This is a genomic window from uncultured Cetobacterium sp. (assembly GCF_947038635.1).
Classification (GTDB): domain Bacteria; phylum Fusobacteriota; class Fusobacteriia; order Fusobacteriales; family Fusobacteriaceae; genus Cetobacterium_A.
On record NZ_CAMQXC010000071.1, the window covers coordinates 1 to 11,392 of the forward strand.

The 11,392-nt window shown below is 28.5% G+C and carries 13 protein-coding genes; 2 read left to right on the forward strand and 11 right to left on the reverse strand.

The window, feature by feature from the left end; translation table 11 throughout:
- From Q0V08_RS11525 to Q0V08_RS07700, 11 genes are all read right to left on the reverse strand, one after another.
- Nucleotides 1-178, reverse strand: a 178-nt coding sequence (locus Q0V08_RS11525) for a poly-gamma-glutamate biosynthesis protein PgsC/CapC (RefSeq protein WP_366099784.1), incomplete at its 3' end; no start/stop codon positions are given.
- Nucleotides 171-1,301 carry a poly-gamma-glutamate synthase PgsB gene (gene pgsB, locus Q0V08_RS07655; RefSeq protein WP_297433607.1) on the reverse strand — a complete coding sequence of 377 codons (1,131 nt, stop codon included), beginning with the start codon at nt 1,299-1,301 and terminating at the stop codon, nt 171-173. The genes pgsB and Q0V08_RS11525, both read right to left, overlap by 8 nt.
- Nucleotides 1,302-1,311: 10 nt before the next feature.
- Nucleotides 1,312-2,445 carry a succinylglutamate desuccinylase gene (locus Q0V08_RS07660; RefSeq protein WP_297433609.1) on the reverse strand — a complete coding sequence of 378 codons (1,134 nt, stop codon included), beginning with the start codon at nt 2,443-2,445 and terminating at the stop codon, nt 1,312-1,314.
- A gap of 15 nt (nt 2,446-2,460) precedes the next feature.
- On the reverse strand, nt 2,461-2,604 hold the full coding sequence (locus Q0V08_RS07665) for a hypothetical protein (protein ID WP_297433611.1): 144 nt from the start codon (nt 2,602-2,604) through the stop codon (nt 2,461-2,463).
- Nucleotides 2,605-2,619: 15 nt separating this feature from the next.
- Nucleotides 2,620-3,891, reverse strand: a complete 1,272-nt coding sequence (locus Q0V08_RS07670) for a TRAP transporter large permease subunit (RefSeq protein WP_297433613.1) — start codon at nt 3,889-3,891, stop codon at nt 2,620-2,622.
- A gap of 57 nt (nt 3,892-3,948) precedes the next feature.
- A complete protein-coding gene (locus Q0V08_RS07675) occupies nt 3,949-4,479 on the reverse strand; it encodes a DUF6305 family protein (protein ID WP_297433615.1) in 531 nt (176 codons plus the stop codon).
- A 17-nt stretch (nt 4,480-4,496) separates the two neighbouring features.
- The gene (gene ggt, locus Q0V08_RS07680) at nt 4,497-6,200 is read right to left on the reverse strand and encodes a gamma-glutamyltransferase (protein WP_297433617.1); all 1,704 of its coding nucleotides are present in this window, start codon (nt 6,198-6,200) and stop codon (nt 4,497-4,499) included.
- Between the two features lie 145 nt (nt 6,201-6,345).
- Nucleotides 6,346-6,951, reverse strand: coding sequence for a response regulator (locus tag Q0V08_RS07685; RefSeq protein ID WP_297433619.1), 606 nt, complete (start codon nt 6,949-6,951; stop codon nt 6,346-6,348).
- Complete coding sequence (locus Q0V08_RS07690; RefSeq protein ID WP_297433621.1) at nt 6,941-8,248, reverse strand: ATP-binding protein; 1,308 nt, start codon at nt 8,246-8,248, stop codon at nt 6,941-6,943. The genes Q0V08_RS07685 and Q0V08_RS07690 overlap by 11 nt, the downstream gene beginning before the upstream one ends.
- Nucleotides 8,249-8,448: 200 nt before the next feature.
- Nucleotides 8,449-8,841 (reverse strand): hypothetical protein, encoded by a 393-nt coding sequence (locus tag Q0V08_RS07695; protein WP_297433623.1) that lies wholly within the window; start codon nt 8,839-8,841, stop codon nt 8,449-8,451.
- Nucleotides 8,841-9,134: a hypothetical protein gene (locus Q0V08_RS07700; RefSeq protein ID WP_297433625.1), complete on the reverse strand. Its 294-nt coding sequence runs from the start codon at nt 9,132-9,134 to the stop codon at nt 8,841-8,843. The genes Q0V08_RS07695 and Q0V08_RS07700 overlap by 1 nt, the downstream gene beginning before the upstream one ends.
- Nucleotides 9,135-9,477: 343 nt before the next feature.
- Here Q0V08_RS07700 and Q0V08_RS07705 point away from each other — a divergent pair, with 343 nt between their 5' ends.
- Both Q0V08_RS07705 and Q0V08_RS07710 read left to right on the forward strand, forming a co-directional pair.
- The gene (locus tag Q0V08_RS07705) at nt 9,478-10,431 is read left to right on the forward strand and encodes an iron chelate uptake ABC transporter family permease subunit (RefSeq protein WP_297433627.1); all 954 of its coding nucleotides are present in this window, start codon (nt 9,478-9,480) and stop codon (nt 10,429-10,431) included.
- Nucleotides 10,421-11,389: an iron chelate uptake ABC transporter family permease subunit gene (locus tag Q0V08_RS07710; protein WP_297433629.1), complete on the forward strand. Its 969-nt coding sequence runs from the start codon at nt 10,421-10,423 to the stop codon at nt 11,387-11,389. The genes Q0V08_RS07705 and Q0V08_RS07710 overlap by 11 nt, the downstream gene beginning before the upstream one ends.
- Nucleotides 11,390-11,392: the final 3 nt, after the last annotated feature.

Here is an 11,392-nt window from a genome sequence, read left to right on the forward strand (position 1 = left end):
AAATTCTCACAGCTATTAATACAAAAAATGCAACTAAGATAGTTGCAACTATTCTTTTATAGTCATTTGAAAAAAGTGCAAAATACCCTGGAACTATAAGCCCCCCTGGCGACAATTCACTTACTTCATAAAATAAAATACTCAGTAACACCCCTACTATAACTATAGTCTCATTCATCTATACCCCTACTTTCAATCTCTTTTAACAGATTTTTTCCTTTTCCACATATATTTCCCACTGCAAAAATTACTGAATTTTCACTTAAAATATCAAACTGTTCTATATCTTTTAAAACTTCAATTTTATTTTGATTTTTATGAAGTTTTTTATAAAAAATATTTATACTTTCCCCAGATATAAATACTTTTTCAAAATTCTTTTCATGCTTTTCGACAAAACTTACAAATTGTTCTAAACGACTTAATCTATCTCTTCTATTATTAACCATAAGGTATTTTTTTCTACTCCATAACTCTTCACTTTCAAAGCTTTTTATAATCTTCTCACTAGAATCAGGATCATTTGCTGCTAAAAGATTTATAAAACTTATTTTTTTACCTTGAGAGTTTAGAAATTTTATCTCTTTTAAAACTCCAGAGTCTTTTTTATATTTTTTCATTCTTTTTAATGCTACTTCTCTCTCTACTCCTAAGCACTCACAAACTTTTAAAGCTACTGCTACATTTTCCATAAAGTCTATCTCTTTATATTCATCTTTTAATCCATCCATGAATAAAACTTTAGTTGCTTTTAGTTTAGCCTTCTCTTTAATTATATCTAATTTTTTCTCTTCTCCGGTCACTATAATTCCATCTTGAGGCATCATATTGCAAAGTGAGTTTGCAATCTCTTCTAAGCTTTCCCCCATCTCATCTAAATGATCGTATCTTACATTTGTTATTACACCTATATCTGCTTTGACAATTTTTTCCTCTGATATCTTTTGTAACTCTGGTTTTACAGCCATACACTCTAAAACCAATATATCTGCACCACACTTTGCAGCTTTTTTTATAGTTTTTATCTGCTCTCTTATATTTGCCTTACCTCTTCTTTTTATATCTTTTTCTTGATTATCAATATCAATATATTTTGGTTCCGTTCCTGTAACCTTAGTAAATATTTTTTTCTTTCCATCTCTTAATCCTGCATCAATAAGTCTAGAAACTGTTGATTTACCTCTTATTCCATTAACATGTATAACTATGTTTATTTTTTTTCTAGCTTTTTCCAAAGATATTTTTTCATAAATTAACTTTATAAAAAATATCCCTATGAAAGTAAAAACAACAGTTTCCATAACTCACCTCTTAATTTTTTGTTACTTTGTTTAAATAGTTTCCTATTCCATTTTCCTTTATTTCTGAAATCGTTGGAACATTTTCTATTACAATCTCTTTTTCAGGTTCGTTTTCCCCCATTACTTTTATAAGTTCAACAACACTTCCAACGTGTCTTGATACTCTTTCATCAAGTGGATGTCCTTTTTCATCAAATGGTACAAATAAACGTCCTAACTTTTGAGCTTTTACATATGTTGGATCAACTCCTGTTACAACTAAATCTTCATTAGTTTTTCCTCTTAATCTACCTTGAGCTGGATTAGCTGTTTCCATTAAAATTGCATATGTATCTGTAAAATCTCCTAATTCTCTATGAGTCAATCCTCTTAAACTCACAGGAGATGGTTCTAACCCTATAGCTACATCTTCAAACTCCAGATTCATTACTGTATTTGATGCAATTCCCATAGCTCTATCATGAGCAACTATTGCATTTATAACTGGATATTCTGGTGATGCCTCGTGTAAATCTATTGTCATATCTATCTTTTCATTTTTTATTAGTTGAACTATTGCATATGCAGCTTTTTCTGTAGACGTTCCATCTGGTCTTCCAGGATAAGCTCTATTTATATTTCTAGTTTCATTTCCTGATAACTGTTGTCCAGAACTTGCATGAATATACACATCTGGATCTGGCCATTGATCTAGTGGATTAGTTGCACGTGAACCATATCTAAACCATCTATCACCATCTTTAGTTTTAATTGTAAATCTTTGAGGTGATCCCTCTTGAGGATCATTATGTGTATAACCACTGTTATTAGTTCTAGGAATTACATAGACAGTTCCCTTATCAACTTTGGCATTTTCTATAAATAGCACTGCACTTAAAAGTCCTGACGGTTCATTTCCATGTGTTCCACCTAAAATAAGTGTAGAGCCCCCCTTTTCTTTTCCTTTTAAAACATAGATCTCTGTATCCATATTAGTTCCTTTTATATCTGGGAAATACTCACTTAACATCTTTACTTCTGTAACTCCCTCACCCTTTACAATGGGTTCTGGTTCTCTCATTTTTTTAAACTCTTTTCCTGCTATAAAAGCTATTAATAAAGAACAAGCTAAAAGTATAGCTCCAGTAGTTTTATTTCCTTTCATACAACAATCTCCTCTTTATTTTATCATTAATAATCTCAATATTAAAGGAATTATAACTAACGCCGCATTCAATTGATTAAAAAATCTTTTCTCTTCAAAAAGATTCAATATAACCATAACTAATATATATAGCGTTATTCCTAAATAAATAAACATCATTTTTATCACTCTCCTCTAATATATTATTGAAGCTATCTCTTTAGAGAAAACTATAAACAGGATAGAGTAAACTATAATTACCAAAGCTGGAACAATTGATTTTTTTAAAACCAATGAATAATCTTTTAATCCAACTACTTGTGCAGCAAATATTCCTGCTAAAGCTGTTGGTGGCATTAAATCTCCTAGTCCAGCAATAAAAGAGATTGACGATGCTGTTATTATCTGATTTTGTGCTAAAAATACCATTAAGAATGGTACTCCTAAAACAGAAGCAGCTCCAAAAGATGATACAGCTCCAAATAATGGAATTGTTATTGCCATAGCCACATAGATCATTGCTGGTGGTAAACTTAAACTATTTACAACTATAAATCCTCTAACTCCAGTAAGAGTCATAACTTGAATAAACATTCCAACTCCCATTAAAATTCCTAAAACTGGTAGTGTTTCTTTTATTGCTTCCTTAGAAACAGATATAAAATTAACTTTTTTACCACAAAATAGCCCAACTACAGCACTTATTAAAAATATTAAAGGCATCCCCAAATTAAATATAGTTGGCATAACTTTTCCTAAAACCATTAAAATAACACCTAATATTATTGGCAGATATAGTTTCCAACCATACTTTTCAATGTCTTCTAAATTTATTTTAGATTTAATCTCATCATAATTTATTTTTTTTACATATTTTAATCCTAAGTAAAGTACTGTAAAAATAGCTACTGGAATTGTTAGTAAAAGAAGTGGAATTGTAAAACCTACATAAGGCATATCTATTCCTCCACCTATTATCATTGCTGGTACATTTACAGGAGGAGCAATCATTCCTAGTATTCCACCTATTGCAATAATTGTTGCAGTTTCAACAATTGGTATTCCTACTAACATAAGTATTGGAGCCACTATACTTCCTGCTGTTAACACTGCTGCTGTTGAAGACCCTGTTATCATTCCTGGAAACATACTAACAATCATTAAAAAAATTAGTAGAACCCATGGTATTGAATGAAACTTTTTTAATATTGATGCACTTAAAGCATTTAATGTTCCAATCTCTTGAATAGTTTTCATAAAAATCATGGCTGTTGCTATTACAAGAATAGTATCAATATATCCAAACATCCCTTCAACTAAGTGTCTTACTGGGATTCCATTACCACTCATTAAAGTTCCTGTTATAGCTGATAAAACCATGGCTATACTCACAGGTAACTTCAGTTTAAAACATGAAAATGTAAAGACTATTATCATTCCTAAAAATATTATCAATTCTTGCGACACTTTTTCCTCCTTTGAATAAAAGCTGCTAAAAATTTTAGCAGCTTTTCTATCTACTTATTAAAAAATCTCTTTTAGAGGCTCTACTGCTCCACTTATTTTAGGAACAAGAACTAAAGGTATTTTCTTTTCTTCAGCTACTTTTGTAAATAGTTGATCTTTATTTCCATCTTCAACTACAATTAAATAGTCACATTCACCTATAGTAGCATTTACAAATTTATCAGATAACTCTCCTCTTCTTTGCTCTCCACCAACATGTAATCCAACTATTTTTATTCCTTTATCTTTAGCAGTTTTTAGTAGCTGCTCAGTTCTAGCTAACTCATCTTCAACTTTTATTCCAGCTGCTCCAAGTCCTTTTGAACTTCCTCCAATTGCTATTACAACTGTCTTATCTGCTCCTAATTTGTCCCCAGTAATATTTTTATCTAAAGTTGCTTCAACTCCAGCTTTTTTTAATAATACACTTACCATCTGCACGTCAGCACTTTGTCCCACTGAAGTTAGTAACACGGGTTTTTCAAATTTTTCTCCAAAAGCTAGTACTCCTAAAATAAAAAATAACATTGTTGTAAAAAATTTTTTCATCTCTATATCCTCCTCTTTTAAATACCTAGTGCTTTTCCATCTCTTCTTGGATCTGCTCCACCTTCTAATGTTCCATCTTTCTTATATAATACTCCTTGAACTGATCCCATTCCTCTATCCCACTCTGATGTTCCATTTACTTCATGTCCTAAAGTTTTTAGTTTATCTACAGTTTCAGGAGTAATTCTTGTTTCAACATTTATTTTATTAGATGTATTATCAAACATTCTTGGTGCATCTATAGCTTCTTGCATTCCCATATCGTGATCCACAACTTTACTTATAACTTGTGATACTGTACTTATAATTTTTGTAGCACCTGGTGATCCTAATACCATAAATGGTTCTCCATTTTTAAGTACAATTGTTGGTGACATTGAACTAAGAGGAGTTTTTCCTGGAGCTACCGAATTAGGATGTCCCTCTCCTGTAACAAAATCATCCATCTCATTATTTAAAACAAATCCGTATCCATCTGCTACTACTCCATTTCCAAAAATTCCATTTACAGTCTTAGTTACTGAAACCATATTTCCCTCTTTATCTGCTATAGAGTAGTGAGTTGTATCATCTGACTCATATTGCCATGGATCATGAGCAACACTTTCTTTAGATTTAGACATATCAATTTTTTCAGATAAATCTTTTGCATATTTTTTAGATGTTAATCCCTTTAGAGGTACCGGAGTATAGTCTGTATCTCCCATATATTTTGCTCTATCTGCATAAGATAATTTAAATGCTTCAGAGAAAAGGTGTAAATACTCTGGAGAATTTACTTCCATATCTCCAACATTGAAGTTTTCTAAAATATTTAATATCTGCACAACTACTGCTCCTCCTGAACTTGGAGCTGGAGATGATATAATCTCATATCCTCTATAATTTCCTACCACAGGTTTTCTAATTCTTGGCTCATAATTTGCTAAATCCTCCATTGTAAATACTCCACCATATTTATTTAAAGTTCCAACAATCGATTCAGCTACTTCCCCTTTATAGAATCCATCCTTACCATTTTTTATTATTAAATCAAGCGTTTTTGCCATATCTTCATTTTTAAAAGTATCTCCAGTTTCATAAGGAAATCCATCTGCTGTTAAAAAAGTTTTTCCAAACTCGGGATACTTAACCATTAAATCGTATTTATTTTTCATATCCCCTGATAATGTTGGTGTCACAACAAAACCATTTTTTGCTAAATCTGCTGCTGGTCTAATTACATCCTCTCTTGACATAGTTCCATATTTTTCTAAAGCATATAATAATCCTGCTACCTCCCCTGGAACTCCAGCTGCTTTTCCTCCTTCAACTTTTTCATTGTCCACTACTTTTCCATCTTTATCTAGTACCCACATTTTTGGTGCTGAATTTTTTGGTGCTCTCTCTCTAAAATCGATAAATACTGTTTCTCCAGTCTTAGCAATTCTTATTAGCATAAATCCACCTCCACCTAATCCAGATGAATTTGGTTCTGCAACACCTAATGCAAATCCTGCTGCTACAGCTGCATCAATTGCATTTCCTCCCTTTTTTAAAACATCCATTCCGATTTTACTAGCTTCATACTTACTTGTAGAAACTATCCCCACTTTTCCCTCGGCTCCTCTACCAGTTCTAATCATATTTCCATTCTCATCAAATGGTTTAAAATCAGCTCTTAAAACACTAGAAGAAAAAAATGTTACTGCTATCGCTCCTAATAAATATCTTTTTTTCATAACTCACTCCCCTTTCATTTCTATTATTTATACCTTGTATCAAACTTAATGTAAATAAAACACTCATTTTTCTCTTTTTTCTCTTTTTTCTCACAAAAAAATAAACCCTCTTTGTTATTAAATTCAACAATTCGGGTTTATATATCTATTTTAATCTATACTCCTTTTTAGGTCTTCCAATTTTTCCATAAATATTATTTAAAACAACCTTTTCTTCATCTAAAAGATAGTTCATATATCTATTTACCGTCTTTGTAGCAACTCCTGTTAAATTAGATATTTCATCTACATCTATGTACTCTTTTTTATTACTTAAACACCCCAAAACTATATTAAGAGTATTTTTATCTATTCCTTTAGGAAGTGATTCTTCATCTTTTAAACGCTTTTTATTATTTAAGTGAACATTTACTCTTGAAAAAAGATCAAGCATTTTTATAGGTTTAATTGCAAAATCATTTGCTCCAGCTTCAAAAAAACTTTCTGCTACAACCTCTTCTCCCTCCACTGTTAATGCAATTATTGATACCTCTTTATCCAATGCTCTTATTAATTTTACACCAACAGCTCCATTTATATAAGGCATATTGTAATCTATTAAAATTATATCAAACTTTCTATCTTTTAATATCTCTAAAGATTTTTCTACACTATTAGCAGTTTCTACACTCCACCCCTTATATATAAAAAATTCAGATATTGCAAAACATATCTCCTCTGAATCATCTATAATTAACATCTTATTTCCCATATTCATCCCCCTTTAGAATGATATAAATTTTAGTTCCTTTTTTTATTTTTTTTACAAAATATATTTTTCCATCCATATCTTTTATAGTTTTCACCACAAAAGATAGCCCCTTACCTGAAGAGTTTTTTGTAGATATGCCCTCTTTTATTAATTCGTTTATGTTATCAATATCAATTCCATCACCACAATCATCAATTTGTATAATCAATCTTTTTTTATAATCTTTAACCATTATATTTACAACAGATGAGTTTGCCTCCCAAGAGTTAACAATAAGATTTATTATTACTCTAGATAATAAAATTCTATTTCCCTTTAGTTTATAATCTTTTTTTAAATAACTTTTGTAAGTTATCCCTTCGATATTTTTATGAACTGATAAAAATGAAAAAATAAATTTCATCATCTCTTCAATCACTATTGGTTTTTCAGATTTTACTGATAATATTTCACTAATCATAATATTAGTTTTCTCTATTGAATCCTCCATCTTTTTAAGATAAAGTTTTTTTCTTTCATTCTCTTCTTGAAGAGTAAGAGTTTCTAATAGAGCTCCCACTGAAAAAATAGGTGTTTTTAAGTCATGAACTAATAATTGAACTTCTTTTAAATGTCTATTTTCTGTTTCTGATTTAGATCTTGCAATTCTTTCCTCTTGTCCTTTAAAAAAATGTAGTAATAAAATTGAAAACAAAGTGAAAAAACTAAAAAAACTAATACAAATTAATGTTACAATTAAATCTGCTTCCATAAAGCTTATAGCTTTATTTAAATCTGATGTAATCTCTCCAACTCCTAAAAAATTAAAAAATCTACTTACATCTAACCATTGTAACCCCACAATAAAAGATAAAAAAACTAGATATTTTTCTATATATGTTATATTTTTTAAATCAAATTTTACATAATAACAAAACCACAATACTCCCAAAATACTTGTTTTTCCAATAGGAAGTTGAATATCATAAAATATTTTAATTAAGCTATAAGCAACTGGAATTATTGGTAGTATCAACAATACTTTTTCAAAATTTCTTTTTCTTCCATTTTTTATTATCTCTATTGAATCAAAAAGCAAAAAAATCGCTATATACATCGGTATAGATCTTAAAGTATTCATAATAACTAACTTTAACATACCTATTAAAAGATGTTCTTTATCCCATAACTCTAATGCTTTAGTTATAGAATCGTAAATTTTAAAATTCTGATGTGTTAAAAAAATAGGTAATATCATTCCTAAAAAAAGTGTTATTAAAACTAATTTTATTTTTTTCTCCTCTAACTTAATCTCCACATACTCACCCCACTTAGTATGCCTTATTATATCATTTTTTTTATTAATAGAACATTTTAATTTCTATAAACAAAAAGCTGTAGAAAAATCTACAGCTTTTTTATGAATTTACTCGAATTAACTATAGTTGTTGAAAAGAAAGAGAAACATATAGTTATTATGAAAAGAAATTAGAAAACTCAATATTAATATTCTAAAATTCATAAGGTCGATAAATTATTCGTATATATTTCCGCATTAAGATGCAATTCAAAAACAATATTATTAAACTCTTTTAAATTAAAAGGAATTAACTCAAACTTTATTTTACCTTTATAAAATTGATTTTTTAAGTTATGATTTAGAGCTATTTTAATTATCTTTTGTGAATTAGAATTTAAAATAAATATTTGAGGATGAATTTTATACACAACATTAGAATCATTAAAAATCGATTTTACTTTAACTATATAATTTTCATTACTATTTGAAGAAATAATAAATGTTTCAGATATCTCTTCAGATACATTTTTCTTTAATTCTTTGGGAAAAATTGATAAAGAAAATGAAATATTAAAGATTAAAAAAAAGATTAATAGATTAATAATTTTCATCAAATCTCCAATTGTACTTTAATAAATTTTTGTTTTTGTTCTTGTTTTTTTAGATTATACTGATAAACATATTTATTAGATTTCTTTATTTTTTTTCCGTTAATTTCAACATTTTTAATCTCTTTATCTTTAATGATTATAACATTATTCTTAATTTGAAGATTTTTATTTATTGGAAAAGCTTCCACTATTGTAGCTTGAATTGTAATAGGTATTGAGGTTTTTTCTGAACTAGCAAAACTATTTAAATTTAACACCAATAAAAGTAAAATAATAATTTTGTGTAAAAACATAATCCCCCCTGGTATATATTTATACAAATATTTGTACTACAATTATACTTGGCCTGGAATAAATGTCAAGTTTTTTCAATAAAGTTTAAAAAAAATGATAGTTTTAGAAAAAGTTAAATTAAACTAACTTTTTTCTATGATACATTTCCTCGTGTCATGAAAAAAAGAAACAATTAAATTTGATTAATGTAAATATAGATACTATTTTAATCACTAATATTACTGATTCTCCCAAAAAATAAAATCAATACATATATTTTGCTCGAGAAAGTTTATTGTTGACAAAGTATAATATTTTGCTATAATTTATTTTGTAAAACAAAATATTAAACAAGGAGATTAAATGAAAAACTTTATAATAACAGTATTTATCATTTTTCTATCAATAATCTCTATTTTTTTAGGCGTAGCAACAGTAAATCTCTCTGATATTTTTGTTCAGGGTACAAATAGTAACAATATAATATTTTTAAGTAGGATTCCAAGAACAATAAGTATAATAACAGCAGGATTTGGAATGAGCATCTGTGGTTTAATTATGCAGCAACTTACTATGAATAAATTTGTTTCTCCAACAACTGCTGGAACTGCTGACTCTTCAAAATTAGGGATTCTAATAGCTTTACTATTTTTTCCAACAGAATCGATTATATTTAAAATGTTAATCGCATCACTGTTTGCAATGGGAGGAACATTTCTTTTTCTGGGAATAGTAAGAAAAATTAAAATAAAGGACAACGCTTTAGTCCCGCTTATTGGTATGATGATCAGTGGAATTCTAAGCTCTATAACTATGTTCTTTGCATATAAAGGAGATTTAATACAAAGTATTAATAGCTGGCTTTTTGGTGATTTTTCAGGAGTATTAAAAGGTAACTATGAACTTTTATATATAACAATTCCTTTAGTTTTAATCGCTTTCTTTTATTCAAAGCAATTTACAATCTCTGGAATGGGAGAGGAGTTTGCAACGAACTTAGGAATTAATTATAAAACCATTGTAAATATAGGATTAATTTTAGTTTGCTTTATATCTTCATTGGTTATGATAACAGTTGGTGGAATACCATTTTTAGGTTTAATTATTCCAAACATAGTTTCTCTATTTTTCGGAGACAATCTATCTAAAAATCTTTATATAACTGGAGCTTTAGGAAGTTTATTTTTACTTCTATGTGATATTTTAGGCAGAGTAGTTATATATCCACATGAAATTCCAATTGGAATGATAACAGGAGTATTTGGAAGTGGAATATTCTTAGCTATGATATTTAGGAGGTTAAACTTTGAAGAATAATGAAAAAAGGATGGAAAATATCCTGCTAGGTCTTCTTTTAGCCTTATTGATAGCAGCAGCGTTTTTTCTATTAGTAGGTGTAAATAAAAATAATTTTAGATATTTAATCTCAACAAGAGGTATAAAAATATTAGCAATAGTTTTAAGTGGAACTTGTGTTGCCGTATCAACACTACTTTTCCAAACAGTTACAGATAGTAGAATTCTAACTCCAAGTGTTATGGGACTTGATTCTATGTATGTTTTTTTACAAACAATGACTATATTTCTATTTAGAAGAACTATACCAATGCTTACAACACCTATTCCAAAATTTTTTATAACAGTTGGGCTTATGGTTACAGTTAGTATTTTTCTTCAAAAATTTTTTACAGGTAAAAGTAAGGGAAAACTACTTTATATGATTTTAATTGGTATGATTGTGGGAACTTTTTTAGATAGTTTATCTAATGGAATTCAAATGATAATGGATCCAAATGAGTTTCTAGTTTTACAAAGTAGTCTATTTGCAAGTTATAATAGAGTTAATACAACACTACTTTCAATATCTTATGTTATTGTTACCTTTGTATTTTTCTGGTTAAGAAAGGATATGAGAACTTTAGATGTTATGAGTTTAGGATACAGTCAATCTATAAATTTAGGATTAGATTATAAAAAACTTTTAAGAAAAAATCTGACAATAGTGGGATTATTAGTTTCTATATCTACAGCATTGGTTGGACCAGTTGTATTTTTAGGACTTTTAACAGTTAATATATCAAAAGAGTTACTAAAAACTTATAAACATAAATATTTAGTTGTCGCTTCTATTTTTATGAGTATTTTATCTTTAATAATAGGACAACTAATTGTAGAAAAAATATTTAATAATAGCTTCCCTGTAGGGACAGTTATCAACTTTGTTGGTGGGATGTACTTACTGTGGATTTTATTAAAAGAGAGGAGAATAGGATAAAAT

Excerpts from the sequence above, each read along its gene's own strand:
- pgsB (WP_297433607.1), bottom strand. The coding sequence starts at position 1,301 with ATGGAAACTGTTGTTTTTACTTTCATAGGGATATTTTTTATAAAGTTA.
- Q0V08_RS07685 (WP_297433619.1), bottom strand. The coding sequence starts at position 6,951 with ATGGGAAATAAGATGTTAATTATAGATGATTCAGAGGAGATATGTTTT.
- Q0V08_RS07705 (WP_297433627.1), top strand. The coding sequence starts at position 9,478 with ATGAAAAACTTTATAATAACAGTATTTATCATTTTTCTATCAATAATC.
- Q0V08_RS07660 (WP_297433609.1), bottom strand. The coding sequence starts at position 2,445 with ATGAAAGGAAATAAAACTACTGGAGCTATACTTTTAGCTTGTTCTTTA.
- Q0V08_RS07700 (WP_297433625.1), bottom strand. The coding sequence starts at position 9,134 with ATGTTTTTACACAAAATTATTATTTTACTTTTATTGGTGTTAAATTTA.
- Q0V08_RS07675 (WP_297433615.1), bottom strand. The coding sequence starts at position 4,479 with ATGAAAAAATTTTTTACAACAATGTTATTTTTTATTTTAGGAGTACTA.
- Q0V08_RS07695 (WP_297433623.1), bottom strand. The coding sequence starts at position 8,841 with ATGAAAATTATTAATCTATTAATCTTTTTTTTAATCTTTAATATTTCA.
- ggt (WP_297433617.1), bottom strand. The coding sequence starts at position 6,200 with ATGAAAAAAAGATATTTATTAGGAGCGATAGCAGTAACATTTTTTTCT.
- Q0V08_RS07665 (WP_297433611.1), bottom strand. The coding sequence starts at position 2,604 with ATGATGTTTATTTATTTAGGAATAACGCTATATATATTAGTTATGGTT.